Origin of the sequence: Bradyrhizobium zhengyangense (genome assembly GCF_022012435.1) — a bacterium.
In the GTDB taxonomy this organism is placed as follows: Bacteria; Pseudomonadota; Alphaproteobacteria; order Rhizobiales; family Xanthobacteraceae; genus Bradyrhizobium; species Bradyrhizobium zhengyangense.
The window spans coordinates 76,830-97,199 of sequence record NZ_JAKLUA010000022.1 but is presented as its reverse complement, the minus strand read 5'-3'; the positions used below and the strand labels follow the sequence as shown (position 1 = coordinate 97,199).

The window sequence follows — 20,370 nt, the reverse complement described above, 5'->3', positions numbered from 1 at the left end:
CATCAATCGACTTGACCAATGGCCAACCTGTCAGTGATGTGTCCGAACAGGTGTCAGCCATGTCTCCGGACTAAACAGAAGGCGGGCGATCCAGTACGCCGAGACAGCAGCGATAGAATCGATAGGACGCGGCGTGCTGGATGCCCCGCCTGCGCGGGGCATGACACCTGTTGTGAGGGAGGCAACTTGCCTATCACTCCGCCGCCACCGTCATCCCATAGCCGAGCCGCTTCGAGATGCCGCCAGCACAATCCCGCAGCGCATGCGCGATCGGGCTGTCCCAGCGCGCGTCGAACGTGCCTTCCGGCCCCATCGCGGTGATCACAAGCGCGACGTGGCCGGCATGATCGAACACTGGTGCGGAGAACGCGTTGACGCCGGGCAGGGGATCGCCGAGCGCGCGGGCGAGGCCGTGCTTGCGGACCTCCGTGAGCATCTCGGCGATCTTGGCGCCTTTCACCGGGCGCTTCGGATTGTAGCCGACGCCCTGACGGTCAAGCCCGCTTTCGAGCGCGGCGTTGATGGTCTTCTCCGGCAGAAACGCTGCAAAGGCACGCCCCGTGGCGGTTTCCAGCAGCGCCATCACCGAGCCGGCGCGCATCACGATGTGGACGGGCTGGCCGGGCTCTTCCAGCTGCACTACGGTCGGGCCGTGCGTGCCCCACACCGCGAGCGAGACGGCGTGTCCGATCTGGCTCGCGAGCGCGGCGATCTTCGGCTGCGCGATGCGGACGCCGGAGAGGCGGCGCAGACTGATCAGGCCGAGCTCCAGCGCGAGCGCGCCGATCTCGTAGCGGCCGGTAGTCTCGTCCTGTTCGATCAGCCCGATGCGGGAGAAGCTAGCGAGATATGGATGCGCCTTGGCCGGGGTCATGCCGGCCTCGCGCGCGAGATCGCGCAGCATCATCGGCTCGCCGGTTTTGGCGAGCGCACGGAGCAATTCTCCGCCGACCTCGATCGACTGGATGCCGCGGCTTTCTTTCTTCATGCGCCTCCGATGCGCTGGGATTACGCCGCGTCGCGCTTGGCGGCGCTATCGGCGAGATGACGGCCGGCAATGTAGCCGAAGGTCAGCGCCGGCCCAAGCGTGATGCCTGCGCCGGGATAATTGCCGCCCATGATGCTCGCCATGTCGTTGCCGGCGGCATAGAGCCCGGGAATCACCCGGCCCTCGGCGTCGAGCGCCCGGGCGTTCTCGTCGGTGACGATGCCGGCATAGGTGCCGAGATCGCCGATCACCATCTTGATGGCATAGAACGGGCCGTTCTCGATCGGCGCGATGCAAGGGTTGGGGCCATGCATGGCGTCGCCCTGATAGCGGTTATAGGCCTTCGATCCCTTGCCGAAGGCGGCGTCGTGACCCAGCGCCGCCGTCGCATTGAATTGCTTGACGGTCTCCGCGAACGCCTTGGCGTCGATACCGGCCTTCGCCGCCAGCGCCTCCAGCGTGTCGCCGCGCATGAGATAGCCGCTCGCAAGGTGATGGCCGAGCGGCATCGGGAACGGCGGCACGCAGCCGAGTCCGTATTTGCGCAACGTCTTGTGATCGCATACGAGATAGGCTGCGATCTCCTCGCCGGGCTTGGCGGCCTTGATCATGGCCTGGACGAAATCGTGATAGGAATTGCCTTCATTGGCGAAGCGCTTGCCGTCACGCATCACGGCGATCACGCCCGGCTTGGCGCGATCGATGAAATGCGGCATTACGCCCTTCGAGCCGTCCTTGCGCGTGGTCAGCGACACCGGCACCCAGGCCGCCGCGTTCGGCAGGCGATCCTCGATGTGGCCCCCGGCACCCTCGGCGAGGCGCAGGCCATCGCCGGTGTTGCCGGTTGGGCCGGGCGAGAAATGCTCAGCGCCGGTCGGTGCATGCGGAAACATCTTCTTGCGCCGCTCAACGTCGTGCGGAAAGCCACCGCAGGCAAGCACGACGCCTTGTCTTGCGCGGACGCGCACGTCTCGGCCTTCGCGCGTGACGATCGCACCGGTGACTGCGCCGTTCTCGACCGTCAGCTCGCGCACCGGCGAGGACAGCCACATCGGGATCTTCAGATCCTGCGCGGATTTGGCGAGGCGACCGGCCAGCGCATTGCCGTTGGTGAGCGTCATGCCGCGGCCGTAGCGGAGCACATCCATCAGATGCCGCGACAGGCGCTTGGCGACATAGACCGCCGAAGTCAGCGACTTCGTCACGCGCATGAAATGGATGATCTCCTTGCCTGACCCCAGCATCATGCCGAACACGGTAAGTTCGGGCAGAGGCATGCCGAGCGTCTTGATGAGATCACCGAGCTCGCGGCCGTCGAACGGGCGCGTCACCATGGAGCGGCCGCCCTGCGCGCCGCCGGGCGCCTCGGCATGATAGTCCGGGAACACGAGCGGCATGTCGAAGCGCAGCGCCGTGTTGGTGGTGAAGAAATCGACGGCCTCGGGACCAGCGCTGAAGAACGCCTCCACGCGTGCCGCGTCAAAATTGTTGCCGGCTTCGTGCCGCAAGTAAGTGCGCGCCTGGTCCGGCGCCTCCTCGATACCGTAAGCCTTCGCCAGCGACGTGCCGGGGATCCAGAGCCAACCGCCGGAGCGCGCGGTAGTGCCGCCGAAGCGCGGCTCCTTCTCGACCATCAGCACGTCGAGACCGCGATACCTCGCGGTGATCGCGGCCGACATGCCGGAGCAGCCCGATCCGGCCACGAGCACGTCGCACTCGTATGTTTCGCTTGCGCTATGCTCGTTGCCGGCCATGTCTCACCTCACTTCTTCAGCAGCGGACATTTGGATTCGGAGACCGGGCGATAGGCGTCCTCGCCCTTCACCGTCTTGATGATGTCCAGATAATCCCAGGGTTCCTTGGACTGCTCGGGCGACTTCACCCTGGCGAGGTACATGTCCCGGATGACGCGGCCGTCCTCGCGCAACCTGCCGCCATGAACGAAGGTATCCTCGATCGGCAGCTCGCGCATCTTGGCCATCACCTTGGCGGGATCATCGGTGCCGGCGGCCTTGATGGCCTTGAGATAATGCAGCACCGAGCCGTAGACGCCGGTGTGGATCATGGTCGGCATCACATTGGTGCGCGCAAAGAACTTCTTCGACCAGGCGCGGGTCTGCTCGTCCATGTTCCAGTACGACGCCGTGGTCATGTAGGTGCCCTGCGCGGACTTGAGCCCGATCGCGTGCACGTCGGTGTCGAACATCAGGAGCCCGACGAGCTTCTGGCCGCCTTGCACCAGGCCGAACTCGCCGGACTGCTTGATGGCGTTATCGGTATCCTGGCCGGCGTTGGCGAAAGCGACGACGTCTGCCTTGGAGCTCTGTGCCTGCAGTGCAAACGACGAAAAATCCGCGGTGTTGGTCGGATGCTTGACGCCGCCCAGCACCTTGCCGCCCATCTCGTTGATGAAGCGCGTGGCGTCCTTCTCGAGCTGCTGGCCGAAGGCGTAGTCCGCGGTGATGAAGTACCAGGATTTGCCGCCTTCCTTGATCACGGCGGACGCCGTCACCTTGGACAGCGCGTAGGTGTCGTAGGTGAAATGCACGGTGTTCGGGCTGCACAGCTCGTCAGTCAGCGAGCTCGCGCCGGGCCCGGAGAGCAGCGCGATCTTGTTGCGCTCGCGCACCATGTTGTGCACGGCGATGGCGATGCCGGAATTGGGGATGTCGACGACGGCATCGACCTTGCTGTTGTCGAACCAGCCGCGCACGATATTGACGCCGACGTCGGTCTTCATCTGGTGGTCGGCGCTGATGATCTCGATCGGCTTGCCGAGCACGGTCGGCCCGAACTCCTCCACCGCCATCTTGGCGGCCTCCACCGAGCCCGGCCCGGAATTGTCGCGGCCCCAGCTCGACAGATCCGTCAGCACGCCGATCCGGACCACGTCGTCGGAGACTTGCGCGCTTGCGACGGTGGTCATGGCAGCCGACATCGTGGCCGCGAGCATGGCGCAGGCCAAAAGCCCTCTCATCGAAGTTTCCTCTCTTTTTGGGCCGCTTGGCGCGACCGTTTGTTCTGGCAGCAAATTAGATATTAGCTAATAGATTTGTCAATAATGAATTGAGGCGCAGCCTGGGGTTCCGGGGGTCGCGCGACGACATCCGCAAGACGTGTGCGCAACTGTCCCAACACCGTCATTGCGGGCGTGGGAGGAGCAGCGCCAAAATCTCGCATGGTGATCTTGGGGAGAAGTGGCACTCCCGCAAGTTGCAACCACACCCGTGATTGGCCATGATGCCCACTGGAATAAGGGGCGGATAGCATGACGGCAGCAACAGGAGTCTCCGGCACAACGGAGCGATCGACGACGGCGCATGTGGTGTGGGCCAGTGCGCTTGGTACGGCGATCGAGTGGTACGACTTCCTGATCTACGGCACCGCGGCCGCGCTCGTGCTCAACAAGCTGTTCTTCCCGAGCTTCGACCCCTTCGTGGGCACGCTGGCGGCCTTCTCGACCTATGCGGTCGGCTTCGTCGCGCGGCCGATCGGCGGCGCCATCATCGGACATTATGGCGACCGGCTCGGTCGCAAAAGGATGCTGGTCGCGACCATGATCGCGATGGGGCTCGGCACCTTCCTGATCGGCTGCCTGCCGACCTATGGCCAGATCGGCGTCTGGGCGCCGATCCTGCTCGTCATCCTGCGCTTCATCCAGGGCATCGGTCTTGGCGGCGAATGGAGCGGCGCGGTCGTCATGGTGGCCGAGCACGCCGGTAACAGGCGCGGCTTCTACGGCAGCCTGGTGCAAATAGGCTTTCCCGTCGGCGTCGCCGCGTCCACCGGCATCTTCGGACTGATGACGAAACTACCTGAAGCCGACTTCCTCAGTTGGGGCTGGCGCGTGCCGTTCTGGATCAGCATTTTGCTGGTCGGCATCGGCTTAATCGTGCGTCTCAAGCTCGCGGAGACGCCGCACTTCAAGGAGGTCGTCGAGCGCAAGGAGGTTCTGGCGCAGCCGGTGTGGGAAGTGCTGCGGAGCGACTGGCGCAGCTTTCTGCTGGCGATCGGCATCACGGTGTCGGAAGTGGGGCTCGCTTATCTCCTCACCGTCTTCGTCGTGGTCTATGCCACGGCCAAGCTCGGCGTCCCGCGCCAGGTGATCCTGAATGCGGTGGTCTATGCCGCGGTCGTCGAATTCGCGACGCTGCCGCTCGCCGGCTGGCTCTCCGACATTTTCGGCCGCAAGCCGCTGTATCTTGCCGGCGGCGTGTTCACGGTGGCGCTGGCGTTTCCCCTGTTCTGGTTCCTCGATACCAGGGAGCCGGCGCTGATCACGCTCGCGCTCGTCGTCACCATGACGCTGACGCATGCGCTGCTGTTCGGGCCGAAGGCGGCATTCATGCCGGAGTTGTTCCGCACCCAGGTGCGCTACAGCGGCGCTTCGCTCGGGGCCAATGTCGCGGCTGCGCTCAGCGGTGGCTTCTCGCCGTTGATCGCAACCGCATTGCTCGCCTGGGCCGGTACGTACTGGCCGGTGTCGCTCTACATCATCGTGCTCTCGATCATCACCATCGTCGCGACCTTGATGACGCCGGAGACGGCGCGCGACACGCTGAGGTCGTGAGCCGTCAGAAGCATGCGGCGTTCGCGGCGGCGGGAATCACGAGGAACGTGATGGTTTCCGGCGCAAGACGGACCGAGCCAGCCGCCATCGGGCGATCGATGAGATTCGGCATCTTGCCGCTGGCCGTGAGCGCGAGCGTGTGGCCGTTCAATTGCACTGTCGGGGCCTGTAGCCGGGTCGAGCCGAGCGTGTAACGACTCGAGGGAAGCGGCACAGCGAGCGAGTGCGAGGCGTCATGCGAGATGTTGATCGCGAGCAGCGTGACCGCGCCGTGAAGTGCCGGATGGCAATGGGCGTAGACGTGGAAACCGGACGCGGCGGCTACACTCGCGTCGAGTACTGTCGTACCCATCAGCCGGTGCCAGAGCAGCGCGCCCCAGTAATTCGGGCGAGGGCGGAAGGTCTTCTCGTCGAGCAGGCCGTAGTCGCTGGCGGTGAGCGTGTTGTGCATCACCGCCTGCACGCCGGCCCTAGACAGGCGTCCGAGCTGGTCGAGATAGCGGAACGTGTCGAGAAACGTCTTGTCCCAGGGGTTGCCGCCACAGGCCGCGTCCGCGGTCTCCGTCAGCCAGATCGGTTTGCCGGGCTCGAATTCGTCGCGCAAGTCCCGGTAGATTGCGAGCGTCGCGTCGGTGCGGGCGAGCCATTTCTCGGACAGTACTTGCGATGGATCATCGCGGCCGCCGCAGCGCGGCGAGACTGCGTTGTAGTGATGATAGGAGAAGCGGTCGAGACCGGGGCCGGAGGCGGCGAGCAGGTCGCGTGTGGTGATGCCCGACCCGGACGGTGACGCCACATCGCCGGCCGAGCTGGGACCGACAATCAGAGTTTCCGGCGCAGCGCGACTCATCCAGTCGCGAAACACCCCGAAGTCGCGGCCATAGCCGTTCGCATCGTATCCTGCTGGTGCGCCATTGCTGGCGGAAAGCGTCGGCTCGTTCATGAATTCGGCAGCGGCGATGCGGCCACCCAACGCGCGCGTGACATCAATGAGGTGCTGCGCCTGGTCCGGCCTCCACAGGCCATTGGCGTCGCGGCTGCCGGAGCTGATCGCGAAGGAGGTGAGGATCTCCGCATCGACCGCGCGCGCGAAGTCGATGACGCCGCGCCATTGGTCGCGGCTGAGCACGGAGTCGAAACCCGGCGGCGGTTTGCGCGGCGCATCGGCAAAGAACGTGGTGTTGGCCCAGGTACCGCTCACGCGCAGATAAGCGGGCGATAATGCTGCTGCCAGCCTGCGCAGGCGTGCATTGGCAAGATCGATCGGCGCTCTTTCGCTATAGCGATCTCGTTCGTCGAAGGCGCGTCGCGTTCGCGCATAGGGTTTCCAGAACCGTCCGCCCGTCACTTCCACCATCTCGACGTTGTAGGATTGAAAGCGCGCATCGACCGTGCCGATCGCCTTCATATCCGTCGGCGCGATGGAGAGATCGCCAGCGCCGGCCGCGCGCGGCGTGACAGCAATGAATAGCGCCATCATCGCCGCAACGAGCGCGTGCATGTGGTCGCATGTTTGAAGCCATCGCCTTGTATGCACGTCCTGACGCCTTCTTATGCGCGCTGCCAAAAGCAAATGCAGCCGGCAGAACCATTAGCCGCGTTTATGTGGCGAATTTTTACTTCCAATTTTACTTCGCAAAATCCCGACCCTAGCCTCGCACGTATGGATCACATCCGCAGCCGATCAATGGCGATCGGTGCGAGCGTTCATCGTAACCAACGAGGGTTGCCATGTCTGATGAGACGAAGGGGACATTCACTTCCGATCCGGCGGGAACGGCGGCGAAGCCTGTGAAAAAGCTGAGCCGGCGCACGCTGTTAAAGGGTGCGGCCGCCGTCGCGGGCGCGGCCGCAGGGTCGGATGCGATCCGCGGATTCCCGACCATCTGGGCGCAGGAGATCAAGGACATCGAGCTCCGCCATGTCGGCGTGTCCTATTCGGTGGTGAAGGCGATCGGCGACCAGGCCGCCAAGGATCTCGGCTTCAAGGTGACGATGCAGAACCTCGACACCTCGGCCGCCATCAACCGCTTCATAAGCCAGCCTAATACGGTCGACATCGCCGACCTGGAGGGCTGGCAGGCCAAGCTCGCTGCCAAGCGCTCCGTGATCCAGGGCATCGAGGTCAAGAAGATCAAGGAGTTCGACAATATCCTGCCGATCTTCACCAAGGGCGAGATCGACGGCCACAAGATTCCGCGCCAGGGCATCTCGCCCTATGAGGCCATGTACATCGCCAAGCCTGATGCGACCGATCTGAACGACGGCGTCACCGAATGGGCGACCTTCCTGCCGCAGGTCTACAACGCCGATTCCATCGGCTATCGGCCCGATCTCGTCGGCCATGAAGTGACCGAGTGGAAGGACCTGATCGATCCCAAGTTCAAGGGCAAGGCCGCGATCCTCGACGTGCCCGCGATCGGCATCATGGACGCGGCGCTCTGCTTCGAGAGTGCCGGACTGATCAAGTACGGCAACAAGGGCAACATGACCAAGGAGGAGATCGACTTCACCTGCAACAAGCTGATCGAGCTGAAGAAGGAAGGCCAGTTCCGCGCGACCTGGACCACCTTCGACCAGTCGGTGCAGCTGATGGCCGCAGGCGAAGTTGTGATCCAGTCGATGTGGTCGCCGGCGGTCGCCGCGGTGCGCGTCAAGGAGATCCCCTGCGTCTACGCGCCCGTCAATGTCAAGAACGGCAAGGAAGGCTATCGCGGCTGGTGCAACGGCATGGGCCTGATGAAGCACCTCTCCGGCAAGAAGCTCGACGCTGCCTACGAATATCTCAACTGGTACCTTTCCGGCTGGCAGGGCGGCTTTGTCGCGCGCTACGGCTATTACAGCCCGGTGCCGTCGACCGCGAAGAAATTCCTCACCCCGGCCGAATGGGCGTTCTGGTACGAGGGCCAGCCCGCGCCGGAGGTGGTCAATGATCCCTACGGCGTGCCGATGGAGAAGGCCGGCACCAAGCGTGACGGCGGCTCGTTCCTCGACCGCGTCAAGAACATCTCGTGCTGGAACACGCTGATGGATGAGGCCGCCTACATGAACAAGCGCTGGAACGACTTCAAGGTGGCCTAAAACCTGCTTTTCCCTGACGTCAAGAGGCGCCGGCGCCGTCACGCGCCGGTGCCGATAAGACCGACTTCGAGGCCATCGCTGATATGCAGCCCAGTCCAAGTCCACAATTAGGTTCCTCGCGCTCCAATCTCGCCGGCTGGCTTTACGTCTCGCCGCTGGTTCTGGTGCTCGTGCCATTCTTCGTGGCGCCGATCCTGGTCGTGCTGACCGCGAGCTTCTTTGCCACCGATGGTTTTGGCGGGTTGACGCCCGGCTTCACGCCGGCAAGTTATATCGAGGTGCTGCATTCGGCGCTGACGCTGAAGCTGTATCTGGCGACCATCAAGTTCACCGTGCTGACTTGGATCTTCACGCTGATCATCGGCTTCTTCGTCGCCTATTTCCTGGTGTTTCACGTCCGCAACCAGCTGCTGGCGATCGGCCTGTTCCTGCTGTGCACCGTGCCGTTCTGGACCTCGAACATCATCAGAATGATTTCCTGGATCCCGCTGCTGGGCAAGGAAGGCCTGATCAACCAGGCGCTGCTCGCCATGGGCGTGATCCATCAGCCGCTGGAAATTCTGCTGTTCTCCGACCTCGCCGTGGTCATCGCCTATGTCCACCAGCTCACGATCTTCATGATCGTGCCGATCTTCAATTCCATGGCGCGGATCGACAAGAAGTTGATCGAGGCCGCGATCGATGCCGGTGCCAGCCGTTTCGACATCATGCGCCTGATCGTGGTGCCGATGTCCAAGAGCGGCATCGCGCTCGGCACCATCTTCGTGGTCTCGATCGTGATGGGCGACTTCTTCGTGGTCAAGGTGATGTCCGGCGGCGGCTCGGCCTCGGTGGTGAGCGCCTTCTACGAGGACGTCGGTGTGCTGCAATATCCGACCGCGGCGGCCAGCGCCGTGCTGCTGACGCTGGTGCTGGTCGCAATCGTCTCGCTGATCCTGCGCACCGTCGATATCAGGCAGGAGATCACGCAATGAGCGCGGTGCTCGCTGACATGCCCAAAACCGAAACCTCCAAGATGGGGGCGCCTGCATCGACCAAGGCGATCGCGCCAAGCAAAGGTAGCCGTCCCTGGACGTTCTACGTGCTGGCAACGCTGTTCGCGGCCTACGTGATCGCGCTCTACGGTCCGATGTTCTGCATCTACATCCTGTCGTTCCAGGACATCCGCGGTGGCCTCGTGTTCCCGATGAAGGGACAATCGCTGCATTGGTTCGTCGATCTCTTCACCCAGGTGCGGACCGGCGACGTCAAAGGCTCGTTCGACCGCTCGATCAAGCTGGCTGTCATCGTCACCATCATCACCGTCGTGGTCTCGTTCCTGGCCGGCCTCGGCTTCCGCAAGCGCTTCCGCGGTGACACCGTCGTCTTCTACATGATGATCGGCAGCCTGGTCGCCCCCGGCCTCGTGCTCGGCCTCGGCACGGGCCTGCTGTTCCAGGCACTCGGGCTCAATGCGAGTTGGTACACCTCGGCGCTCGGCGCGCAGCTGTCCTGGACGCTGCCGTTCGGTGTGCTCGTGATGTTCGCGGTGATGTCGCGTTTCAACCACGTCTGGGAGGAGGCGGCCTATGATCTGGGTGCCAGCCGCTGGCAGTCGATCTGGCTGGTGATGATCCCGGTACTGGCACCCGGTCTCGTCGCGGTCGCGCTGTTCGGATTCACGCTCTCCTACGACGAATTCGCACGCAGCCTCCAGACGGCGGGCTCGCTGAACACGCTGCCGCTGGAGATCTGGAGCATGACGCTGAACGTCACCTCGCCCTCTCTCTACGCGCTGGGCACGGTGACTACCGTCGTCTCCTTCGTCGTCATCGGCGCAAGCCTCGGCACCATCGTGCTGATTCAGAAGAAGCGCGGCAGCCAGGCCAAGGGTTGAGCAAGGGTTGAGCAAGGGTTGACTGGAATGAAAAGCGATCGCGGCGATATCGAACTGGCTGGCGTCTGCAAGAGCTTTGACGGCGTGACGAACGTGGTCGACGGCGTCAATCTCAGGATCGACGACGGCGCCTATTGCTGCTTCATCGGCCCGTCGGGCTGCGGCAAGACCACGATCCTGCGCATGATCGCGGGTCACGAGGATCCGACCGCCGGCGAGATCGTCATCGGTGGCCAGAACGTTGTCGGCTTGGCGCCGGTGCAGCGCCGCACCGCGATGATGTTCCAGTCCTACGCCCTGTTCCCGCACCTGACCGTCCGCGAGAACATCGCTTTTGCATTGCGCGTCCGCGGCCAGTCCAAGGCCGACCGCTTGCGTGCGGCGGACGCCATGATTGAAAAGGTGCGGCTGACCCAGTTCGCCGACCGTCTGCCGGCGCAGCTCTCCGGCGGTCAGCAGCAGCGCGTCGCGCTGGCGCGTGCTGCGATCACCGAGCCGCGGGTGCTGCTGCTCGACGAGCCGCTGTCGGCGCTGGACGAGCAGCTTCGCGTCCAGATGCGGCAGGAGCTCAGGCGGATGCAGCAGGAGCTCGGCATCACCTTCATCCATGTCACCCACACCCAGCTCGAGGCGATTGCGCTGGCCGATCTCGTTGTGGTGATGGAGCAGGGCAAGATCAAGCAAGCCGGCGCGGCGCGCGATGTCTACGCCCATCCGCACGACCGCTACGTCGCCGAGTTCATGGGTGGCCAGAACGTGCTGTCGGGCCGCGTCGAGAAGGTCAATGGCGCGAGCTTCACGCTCGCAGCACCTTCCGGCATCGAGGTGCCGCTTCAGGCACGACCCACTATCAACGTCGGCGACCAGGTCGATATCGCCGTGCGCCGCGACGATGTCGCACTTGTCAGGCCGGGCAGGGACCTGCCGCCGGGCTATACAACCTCGCTGCCGGGCCGCGTGCTCGCGATCGAATACCAGGGCTATTTCGTCAAGGTCATGCTCGACACCGTGCCGGACGACGAGTTCGTCGCCTACGTGCCGGAAAAGACCTTCTTTGCGGATCCTTTCACCGTCGGCGATGTCGTCATGGCCACATGGGCCACCGGCAGCGCGCTTCCCCTCGCCTAAAGCCCCGTCGCGCACAGGAGTATGACCGTGCAGATATCCTTCACACTCAACGGCCGGCCCACCACCGTGGATGTCGAGCCGGCATCGCTCGTCGCCGAACTGCTGCGCGAACAGCTTCACCTCACCGGCACCCATATCGGATGCGATACCAGCCAGTGCGGCGCCTGCGTGGTGCATCTGGATGGTCTTCCCGTGAAGAGCTGCACGCTGCTCGCTCCCGCACTCGACGGCGCGACGCTGCTCACCATCGAAGGCCTGCAAGGCGCGCCCGGTTCGAACCTGATGCATCCGATGCAGGAGGCGTTTCGCGAGCATCATGGCCTGCAATGCGGCTTCTGCACGCCCGGCATGCTGATGACCGCGGTGGCGCTCGCGGCGGAGAAGCCGGACCTGACTGAAGCCGATGTCCGTCACGGCCTCGAAGGCAATATCTGCCGCTGCACCGGCTACCAGAACATCGTCGTCTCGGTATTGGCCGGGGCTGCCGCCATGAACGCCGCCAAGGGAGACTGACCATGAGCAATGTGATCGGCATCGGCGCCTCACCGAAACGCAAGGAAGACCAGCGCTTCCTGACTGGCCGCGGCAATTACGTCTCCGACATCAAGCGCCCCGGCATGACGGCGGGCGTGTTCGTGCGTTCGCCGCACGGGCATGCAGTCTTGCGCGGCATCGACAAGGCGGCGGCTCTGGCCTCACCGGGCGTGATCGCCGTGCTGGCCGGCGAGGATACCGCAGCGGATAAGCTGGGTTCGTTACCCTGCGGCTGGGGCATTTCGGACGCCAAGGGTGTGCCGATGAAAGAACCTCCGTTTCCGATGCTGGCCCAGGGCAAGGTGCGCTTCGTCGGCGACATGGTGGCCTTCGTCATCGCGGAAACACCGGAGCAGGCCAATGCCGGGGCCGAACTGTTGAAGATCGACTACGAGGTGCTGCCCTCCGTGGTCGGCGTGCTCGAAGCCGTCAGGCCCGGCGCGCCGCAATTGTTCGACGACGTCCCGAACAACATCTGCTGCGACTGGGAGCTTGGCGACAAGGCCGCGGTGGAAACGGCCTTTCGCAAGGCCGCGCATGTGGCAAAACTCAGCCTCGTCAACAACCGCCTGATCGGCAATCCCATGGAGCCGCGTGCGGCGATCGCGGAATACGAGCCGGGCACGGACCGTTTCACGCTATGGACCACCAGTCAGTTCCCGCATGTGGTGCGGTTCCTGATGGGGGCGCTGGTGCTGAACATCCCGCAGCACAAGCTGCGCGTGGTCGCGCCCGACGTTGGCGGCGGCTTCGGCGTCAAGCAGTTCCATTACGGTGAGGAGGCCGTGATCACCTGGGCCGCCAAGCGCGTGAAGCGGCCGGTGAAATGGGTGGCCAGCCGCTCCGAGGGTTACGTCTCCGATCGCCACGGCCGCGATCACGTTACCGAGGCCGAACTTGCGCTCGATGAAAACGGAAAATTCCTCGCCTTCCGCGTCAACACGCTCGCGAATATGGGCGGCTATCTCTCGACCTTCGGGCCGAACATCCCCACCAATCTGTATGGTCCGCTGCTCGGCGGCGTCTACACCACGCCGGCGATCTACTGCAATGTAAAGGTGGTTTTCACCAACACCGTGCCTGTCGACGCCTATCGCGGTGCAGGCCGGCCCGAGGCGACCTTCGTGCTGGAGCGCATCGTCGATGTCGCCGCCAGCGAGATGGGTATCGACCGCGTCGAGATTCGCCGCCGCAACATGATCCCGAAGGAGGCCTATCCGTACCAGACGCCGGTGCTGGTGCAGTACGATTGCGGCGATCCCATGGGTTGCCTCGACGGTGCGCTGGTGGCCGCCGACGTGAAGGACTTTGGCGTGCGCAAGGCGGCCTCCGCCAGCAAGGGCAAATTTCGTGGGCTCGGTTACTCCACCTATGTCGAGGCCTGCGGCCTGGCGCCGTCGCGCTTTGCGGGCCGGCTCGGCGCGCGCGGCGGTCTCTACGAAAGCGCCACGGTGCGGGTGCATCCGACCGGCCAGGTGACTGTCATGATCGGCACGCACAATCACGGCCAGGGCCATGAGACGACCTTTGCGCAGATTGTCTCGGACAAGCTCGGCGTCGCCTTTGAGAATGTCGACATCGTGTTCGGCGATACCGACCGCGTACAGTTCGGCATGGGCACCTATGGCTCGCGCTCCCTGGTGGTCGGTGGCGCCGCGCTCTCCAAGGCGACCGACAAGGTCATCGCCAAGGGCAAGAAGATCGCGTCCCATCTGCTTGAGGCGGCTGAAGTCGACATCCATTTCGAGAGCGGCAAGTTCTCGGTTGCCGGCACCGACCGCATGAAGACCTTCGAGGAGATCGCGGGCGCGGCCTATGTGCCGCATAATTATCCGCTCGAAGTGCTGGAGCCGGGGCTGGAGGAACAGGCCTATTACGACCCCGTCAATTTCACCTATCCCGGCGGCTGCCATATCGCCGAGGTCGAGGTCGATCCCGAAACCGGCACGGTGACGCTGGTCAACTACACCGCGGTCGACGATGTCGGCACGGTCATCAACCCGATGATCGTCGAGGGCCAGCTGCATGGCGGCATCGTGCAGGGTGTCGGTCAGGCGCTGTTCGAGAATGCGGTCTATGACGAAGGCTCCGGCCAGCTGCTGTCGGGCTCGCTGATGGATTACTGCATGCCGCGCGCCGACCATCTGCCGATGATGAAGGTCGCGACGCATTCGACGCTCTGCACGCATACGCCGATGGGCGTGAAGGGCTGCGGCGAGGTCGGCACCATCGGCTCGCCGGCCGCCGTCATCAATGCCGTGGTCGATGCGCTGTCGCATCTCGGCGTCACCCATGTCGACATGCCGGCGACGCCGAACCGGATCTGGCGGCTGCTGCAAAACGCGTCGCTGCCGGTCGCCGCGGAATAGGGAGGACAACAACGATGAAACCATTTGCCTATCACCAGCCCGACCAGATTCCCGACGCGGCCAAGCTTCTGACCACGATCGAGGACAGCAAGCTCGTCGCCGGCGGCATGACGCTGATCCCGACATTGAAGCAGCGGTTGGCGAGCCCGCCTGCGCTGGTTGATCTCTCCAAACTCGGCTCCCTGAAGGGCATCACCGACGACGGTGCCACCATCACCATCGGCGCGATGACGCCGCATGCCGTGGTGGCCGCCTCGAAGCTCGTGCAAACGAAAATCCCTGGGCTGGCTGCGCTAGCTTCGATGATCGGCGACCCCGCCGTGCGCAGCCGCGGCACCATCGGCGGCTCCGTCGCCAACAACGATCCCGCGGCGGATTATCCGGCCGGTGTGCTCGGTCTCGGCGCCACTGTCATCACCAGCACGCGGGAGATCGCGGCCGACAAGTTCTTCCTCGGCCTGTTCGAGACTGCGCTAGAGCCGGGCGAGATCATCACCGCGATCCGTTTCCCCGTCCCGCTGAAAGCGGGTTACGCAAAGTTCAAGGCGCCGGCGTCGCGTTATGCGCTGGTCGGCATGTTCGTCGCGAAATTCGCCGATGCTGTCCGCGTCGCCGTAACCGGCGCGGGTCCCGGCGTGTTCCGCGTTCCGCCGATGGAGGCGGCGCTGTCGGAGAACTTCGAGCCGTCCGCCATCGCGGCGATCAAGATCGACAATGATGGCCTCACCTCCGATATCCACGCCGAAGCCGATTACCGTGCGCATCTCGTCACGGTGATGGCCAAGCGCGCCGTCGACGCGGCGCTCAGCTAGCTCGTTAGGGTTGATGATGACTGATGGTTCCGGCCGAGCGGCCGTCCCGCCGGCGCCGAGTGGCCTTGGCGCGCTTTCTGCAACCGAGATCATGGCCGGCTACCGGCGCAAGGCGTTCACCCCGCGCGATGTGGTCGACGACACCATCGCCGCGCTGGAGGCAACGAACGAGACCTGCAATGCGTTGGTCACGCCGATGTATGAGCAGGCGAGGGCGGATGCTGACCGCGTCACAAAGGAGATGCGGGCGGGCGAGGCCAAGGGACCGCTCGCGGGTGTGCCCGTCACGATCAAGGACCTCGTCTTTGTTGCGGGCGTGCCGGCCTATGCCGGCTCGCCGATGAACAAGAGCTTTGTGCCCGAGGCCGATGCCGCGGTGGTGTCCGCGCTGAAAGCGTCAGGCGCGATTATCACCTGCAAGACCACGACCTGCGAATCCGGCTACAAGCTGACGGCCGATAGCCCCGTGACCGGGATCACGCGCAATCCCTGGAATCCCCGTCGCACCAGCGGTGGATCGAGCGGCGGCGCGGCGGCCGGTGTGGCCGCCGGCTGCGGTCCGATTGCGATCGGCACCGACGGCGTCGGCTCGATCCGCGTGCCATCGTCCTTCTGCGGCGTGTTCGGGTTGAAGCCGACCTTCGGCCTCGTGCCGCGCTCGCCCGGCTTCTCGCCGCCGTCCTGGGCCTCACTCGCCCATACCGGGCCGATCACGCGCACCGTTGCGGATGCCGCGCTGACATTGGAGATCATCGCTGGCTACGATCTCCGTGACGCCGCAAGCCTTCCCGTGTCCGCGCGCCGGTTCGACACTAATCCCGGGCGCCTGGATGGCATTCGTATCGGCGCCAGCGCCGATCTCGGTTACGCCGCCGTCAGCCCTGATGTCTGCGCGGCCTTTGGCAAGGCACTCGCGATTCTCGATTCCTGCGGCGCGCAGGTCACCATGGATGGGCCAGGTCTCGACCCTGATATCCTCGAGCATACGTTGAAGCCGATCGCGTTCACGGAGCAGGCCGCCGCGGTCGCGACCAAGACGGCCGCCGATCTCGCCGGCTCGGAGGCGGACTATCGCAATGTCGTCAGCGCTGGTCGCCGCTACAGCGGTACGGATTATATCGAAGCGAGTTACCGCCGCGGCCAGGCGCGCAATGCGTTCGTCAAACTGTTCGAGCGCGTCGATGTGCTGGTGACGCCGACGGTCGCGGTAACCGCCTTCGAGGCCGGGCAGATCGGCGTCGAGAGTGTCGATGGCAAGGAGGTCGATCCGCATCTCGGCTGGTCGCCCTTCACTTGGCCGATCAATCTCGCCGGTCTTCCTGCGGCGACGCTGCCCTGCGGCTTCGATCGCGACGGCATGCCGATCGGGCTTCAGATCATTGCGCCCTGGCTCGACGAGGCCACGATCTTCCGTATCGCCGCAGCCTTCGAGCAGGCGCAGCCCTGGGCCAAATTCTGGCCGCAGGTTGCGTTGCGTGGGTGGCCCAGGGCGTAGGGCTGGAACCGGTCGGCCTCTTATCGGCCGCGGTTCGAAAAATTTTTCGAGCCGCCCTCTTGAAATCAGCAGCCGTTCTTATAATTCGTTTTTCGCCGCGAGAGCGGTGTGCCGGGCGCCAGATCGGGCCCGGCGCGGGCGCCGGACCGGTCGTCGGACCCGTCTGATACCCTGTCCTGCGCTCCTTCGTATCCATCTTGCTCTTTGGAGGACTTGGTTATGAGGACCAGTTTTGACTTCGCGCCCCTGTGGCGCTCCACCATCGGCTTCGATCACCTGGCCGACCTCGTCGATAGCACGCTACGCCAGGCGACCGAGGATAACTATCCCCCCTACAACATCGAACGTTCTGGTGAAGATCACTACCGGATCAGCCTGGCTGTGGCAGGTTTCAGTCCCGGCGATATCAACGTGACGGCCGAGCAGAACGCGCTTACCATCGAGGGCAAGAAGCCCGAGACCGCTGCGCGCGAATACCTGTATCAGGGCATCGCCGCCAGGCCATTCCGGCGCGTGTTCAACCTTGCCGACTATGTCCAGGTGAGGCAGGCCTCCTTCCAGGACGGTCTCCTGATCATCGACCTCGTCCGGGAAGTTCCCGAGGCCATGAAGCCGCGCCGGATTCCGATCGCGGGCGGCCCTCCTGCGGCATCGCAGATCGAGCAGAAGAAAGCAGCTTAAGCGCTCGATCGGTTCAGTGCTGGAACGCGGCGTGCGGATGCGCGCCGCGCTCCCGATGCATAAGGAGAGAACCATGGCTATTCGTGATCTGATTCCCTGGTCCAGAAACCAGGAGCTTGCGCCGCCGCGCGAGAATTTCGATCCGTTCCTGAAGCTTCACCGCGAGATGAACCGTCTATTCGACGACATCTTCCGCGGCATCAGTGCGACCAGCCTGTCGCCGCTGATGGAAGGCCGCTTTGGCTGGCCCAAGGTCGAACTGAGCGAGACCGACAAGACGCTGACCATCTCGGCCGAGCTTCCCGGCCTCACCGAGAAGGACGTCCAGGTTGAGATCGCCAATGGCGTCCTGACCGTCCGCGGCGAGAAGAAGGCGGAGCGCAACGGCGAGGGCCGGTACTTCACTGAGCGCTACTATGGCGCGTTCGAGCGGCAGATCCCGCTGGAGGGCGTCGAGGAGGACAAGGCCGAGGCGTCGTTCAGGAACGGTGTCCTGACCGTGTCACTGCCGAAGTCCGAGAAGGCGCGCGAAGGCGTCAAACGCATCGCAATCAACACGCACTAGCATCAACCGGGGCGGCGGCGGTTGCCGGCGTCCCATCGTCAACAAAACCGTCCCTTGGAAAGGAGCATGAGGGAGGCACCACCAATGACCAAGATGAATATCAATTCCGGCACTCTCAATCCGCTGTTTCATCCCGCGGCCCACTACGACTCGCCTGCCGACGTTCTGAATGCACAGGAGCTCTCTCCATCAGAGAAGCGGATCATCCTGTCGTCCTGGGCGTCCGACATGTACGCCGTCGAATCCTGTCCCGCCTTGCGCGAGATCCCCGGCATGAGCCACACGGTTCGGCTCACCGATATTTTGGCTGCCCTGCGCAGGCTCGACGGGGACAACGACAATGACGACCCGCCGCGCGGCGGCGGCGTTCCGATGCGGCTGCGGCGGCCATGGGCCGCCGCAGAGGGGCAAGGCGCATGATGCTCACGCAGACGGTTCTGGGAGTCGTGCTGCTTGGCCAGGCCTCGGCGGTCTGCGTCGTTCCGTTTCTGGCGCTGCAAGGCCTCATCATTGGGCCGCCTGCCGAGATCTGAGGCCAGAGTTTCCACGTTCCGAGACGATGTGGCAGGTACTGAAGATGCGTGCTGTACGATGGCTCTCGCTGGCGATGCTGGTGCTGACGCTCACGGTGTCGCAGCCTGCTGCCGGCCAAATTCCCGACCTGAAGACGGGCGGCTCGCTGCCGACCCTCGCGCCGCTCGTGCGCCAAGTGACGCCCGCCGTGGTCAACATCTCCGTACACGGGCGGGTGAGGGAGGATAATCCGCTCTACCGCGACCCGCTGTTCCGCGAGTTCTTCGACGTCCCCCGGCAGATCGAAAAGGAGGTCAGCGCGACCGGCTCCGGGGTCATTGTCGATGCCCAGCGCGGCTACGTCTTGACCAACAATCACGTGGTCGAGGGTACTTCCGCCGTGCAGATCACGACCAAGGACGGCCGGCAGTTTTCCGCGAAGGTCGTCGGCCGGGATCCGCCTACGGATGTTGCTGTGCTCCAGGTTCAGAACCCGACCGGGCTCAAGGCGCTCGCCTTCGGTGACAGCGACGCGCTCGAAGTCGGCGACTTCGTGCTTGCGATCGGAAATCCGTTCGGGCTCGGTCAAACCGTGACGTCTGGACTCGTCAGCGCTTTGGGCCGGACCGGTCTCGGCAAGCAAGGCTATGAGGATTTCATCCAGACCGACGCCGCAATCAATCCGGGCAATTCCGGCGGGGCGCTGGTCAGCCTGCGCGGAGAACTCGTCGGCATCAACTCGGCGATCATCTCGCCCGCCGGCGGCAATGTCGGCATCGGCTTTGCCATTCCGGTCAACATGGCACGCAAGGTGATGGAGCAGATCATCGCCAACGGCCGCGTCGAGCGTGGCCGTATCGGCATCTCGCTGAACGACCTGCATCCGTCGGCTAACAAGGGAGTGATTCAAGGTGCCGTCATTGCCGAAGTGGCCGCGGATTCGCCCGCGGAAAGGGCAGGTTTGCGCAAGGGGGATGTGGTCACCGGAGCCGACGACCGCCCGATCCGCACCGCCGCCCAGCTCCGCAACACCATCGGCCTTGCCCGCGTCGGCGAAGATGTGAGGCTCTCGGTCTTGCGTAGCGGCGTTCCGCTCACCGTGAGCGTCAGGATCGCGCCGGCGAGCGAATCCAGCAGTGCCCTCGCAGGGCCCAATCGCCTCGTTCGTTGAAGCGGTCGCAAGGGACGCCCCGAAGCATCGGCGGTTTATCCCCTAGGCATGGCAACTATGAGACCGGTTTCCCGGCGGCGATAGCCCGGTCCTGCGAGGTTGGCGAGCCGCATGACTGCGGTTCAAGCCGCGCGGTGATCCTGCTCGCCCTGCAAGTCGCGGATCAGCCGTCGCTCACGCTCGATCCGCTGAAGATAGAGCTCGCGCTCTTGCTCGGTCTTTGCGCTTGCAAGGAGGCGTTCGTAATGGCCGATCACCTTTTCGCTGCCGCGAATGAGTAGCTCTCGCCGGCTGATCATTGCATTGCTCCCCTTATATCGATCGGCGCCTGGGTGGCAGAGAGAGCGAGCGGGAAGGTCGCTGCGGTCAGGCTTTCGAGCGCCGACCGTTCTTCCGTGAGGCGTCTCTCGATGAACTGGCGCTCGAGCTCAGAGAGCTTGGTATTCAGAAGGCGCCGATAGCGGTGGATGTTGTTGCGGTGTGCACGAATGCGGGCCAAATTCTCGTCGAGCATCGTCGTCTCTCCAGACGGTCGCGTTAGATCCTTTAATTTTCGAGGGTGAGAACGAGTCTTCTCGACGCAAAAA

Annotated in this window: 19 protein-coding genes; 13 read left to right on the top strand and 6 right to left on the bottom strand. The window is 64.1% G+C overall.

Annotated features, from left to right (window positions below; translation table 11 throughout):
• Positions 1-193: 193 nt before the first annotated feature.
• The 3 genes from L6637_RS37225 to L6637_RS37215 are packed head-to-tail and all read right to left on the bottom strand — an operon-like array spanning position 194 to position 3,965.
• Positions 194-988, bottom strand: coding sequence for an IclR family transcriptional regulator (locus L6637_RS37225; RefSeq protein ID WP_237862675.1), 795 nt, complete (start codon positions 986-988; stop codon positions 194-196).
• Between the two features lie 20 nt (positions 989-1,008).
• Complete coding sequence (locus tag L6637_RS37220) at positions 1,009-2,742, bottom strand: FAD-dependent oxidoreductase (protein ID WP_237873861.1); 1,734 nt, start codon at positions 2,740-2,742, stop codon at positions 1,009-1,011.
• Positions 2,743-2,750: 8 nt separating this feature from the next.
• Positions 2,751-3,965: an ABC transporter substrate-binding protein gene (locus L6637_RS37215; protein ID WP_237873860.1), complete on the bottom strand. Its 1,215-nt coding sequence runs from the start codon at positions 3,963-3,965 to the stop codon at positions 2,751-2,753.
• Positions 3,966-4,256: 291 nt separating this feature from the next.
• Here L6637_RS37215 and L6637_RS37210 point away from each other — a divergent pair, with 291 nt between their 5' ends.
• Positions 4,257-5,558 (top strand): MFS transporter, encoded by a 1,302-nt coding sequence (locus L6637_RS37210; RefSeq protein WP_237873858.1) that lies wholly within the window; start codon positions 4,257-4,259, stop codon positions 5,556-5,558.
• A 4-nt stretch (positions 5,559-5,562) separates the two neighbouring features.
• On the opposite strand, the gene L6637_RS37205 is transcribed toward L6637_RS37210, so the two are convergent.
• A complete protein-coding gene (locus L6637_RS37205) occupies positions 5,563-7,059 on the bottom strand; it encodes a glycosyl hydrolase family 79 N-terminal domain-containing protein (RefSeq protein WP_237873856.1) in 1,497 nt (498 codons plus the stop codon).
• Positions 7,060-7,289: 230 nt separating this feature from the next.
• Between L6637_RS37205 and L6637_RS37200 the strand changes: the two genes are divergently transcribed.
• The 12 genes from L6637_RS37200 (at position 7,290) to L6637_RS37145 (ending at position 19,783) form a co-directional block, all read left to right on the top strand.
• Positions 7,290-8,639 carry an ABC transporter substrate-binding protein gene (locus L6637_RS37200; protein WP_237862670.1) on the top strand — a complete coding sequence of 450 codons (1,350 nt, stop codon included), beginning with the start codon at positions 7,290-7,292 and terminating at the stop codon, positions 8,637-8,639.
• A gap of 83 nt (positions 8,640-8,722) precedes the next feature.
• Positions 8,723-9,613 (top strand): ABC transporter permease, encoded by an 891-nt coding sequence (locus L6637_RS37195; protein WP_237862669.1) that lies wholly within the window; start codon positions 8,723-8,725, stop codon positions 9,611-9,613.
• Positions 9,610-10,515, top strand: coding sequence for an ABC transporter permease (locus L6637_RS37190; protein WP_237873855.1), 906 nt, complete (start codon positions 9,610-9,612; stop codon positions 10,513-10,515). The genes L6637_RS37195 and L6637_RS37190 overlap by 4 nt, the downstream gene beginning before the upstream one ends.
• A gap of 27 nt (positions 10,516-10,542) precedes the next feature.
• Positions 10,543-11,643 carry an ABC transporter ATP-binding protein gene (locus L6637_RS37185; RefSeq protein ID WP_237862667.1) on the top strand — a complete coding sequence of 367 codons (1,101 nt, stop codon included), beginning with the start codon at positions 10,543-10,545 and terminating at the stop codon, positions 11,641-11,643.
• Between the two features lie 21 nt (positions 11,644-11,664).
• Complete coding sequence (locus L6637_RS37180; protein WP_237862666.1) at positions 11,665-12,156, top strand: (2Fe-2S)-binding protein; 492 nt, start codon at positions 11,665-11,667, stop codon at positions 12,154-12,156.
• Positions 12,157-12,158: 2 nt separating this feature from the next.
• Positions 12,159-14,546 (top strand): xanthine dehydrogenase family protein molybdopterin-binding subunit, encoded by a 2,388-nt coding sequence (locus L6637_RS37175; protein WP_237873854.1) that lies wholly within the window; start codon positions 12,159-12,161, stop codon positions 14,544-14,546.
• Positions 14,547-14,560: 14 nt separating this feature from the next.
• Positions 14,561-15,358 carry an FAD binding domain-containing protein gene (locus L6637_RS37170; RefSeq protein WP_237873853.1) on the top strand — a complete coding sequence of 266 codons (798 nt, stop codon included), beginning with the start codon at positions 14,561-14,563 and terminating at the stop codon, positions 15,356-15,358.
• Between the two features lie 16 nt (positions 15,359-15,374).
• Positions 15,375-16,853 (top strand): amidase, encoded by a 1,479-nt coding sequence (locus tag L6637_RS37165; RefSeq protein ID WP_237873852.1) that lies wholly within the window; start codon positions 15,375-15,377, stop codon positions 16,851-16,853.
• A gap of 219 nt (positions 16,854-17,072) precedes the next feature.
• Positions 17,073-17,534 carry an Hsp20 family protein gene (locus L6637_RS37160; protein ID WP_237873848.1) on the top strand — a complete coding sequence of 154 codons (462 nt, stop codon included), beginning with the start codon at positions 17,073-17,075 and terminating at the stop codon, positions 17,532-17,534.
• A 73-nt stretch (positions 17,535-17,607) separates the two neighbouring features.
• Entirely contained in the window at positions 17,608-18,099 is a 492-nt protein-coding gene (locus tag L6637_RS37155; protein WP_237873846.1) for an Hsp20/alpha crystallin family protein, read from the top strand.
• A gap of 84 nt (positions 18,100-18,183) precedes the next feature.
• Positions 18,184-18,519: a hypothetical protein gene (locus tag L6637_RS37150; protein ID WP_237862660.1), complete on the top strand. Its 336-nt coding sequence runs from the start codon at positions 18,184-18,186 to the stop codon at positions 18,517-18,519.
• Between the two features lie 157 nt (positions 18,520-18,676).
• Positions 18,677-19,783, top strand: a complete 1,107-nt coding sequence (locus L6637_RS37145; protein WP_237873841.1) for a trypsin-like peptidase domain-containing protein — start codon at positions 18,677-18,679, stop codon at positions 19,781-19,783.
• Between the two features lie 122 nt (positions 19,784-19,905).
• Here L6637_RS37145 and L6637_RS37140 read toward each other — a convergent pair whose 3' ends face one another.
• Together L6637_RS37140 and L6637_RS37135 are read right to left on the bottom strand one after the other, a co-directional pair.
• Positions 19,906-20,082 carry a hypothetical protein gene (locus L6637_RS37140; RefSeq protein ID WP_237862658.1) on the bottom strand — a complete coding sequence of 59 codons (177 nt, stop codon included), beginning with the start codon at positions 20,080-20,082 and terminating at the stop codon, positions 19,906-19,908.
• Positions 20,079-20,297 (bottom strand): hypothetical protein, encoded by a 219-nt coding sequence (locus tag L6637_RS37135; RefSeq protein WP_237873840.1) that lies wholly within the window; start codon positions 20,295-20,297, stop codon positions 20,079-20,081. Before L6637_RS37135 ends, L6637_RS37140 begins: the two co-directional genes overlap by 4 nt.
• Between the last annotated feature and the right edge of the window lie 73 nt (positions 20,298-20,370).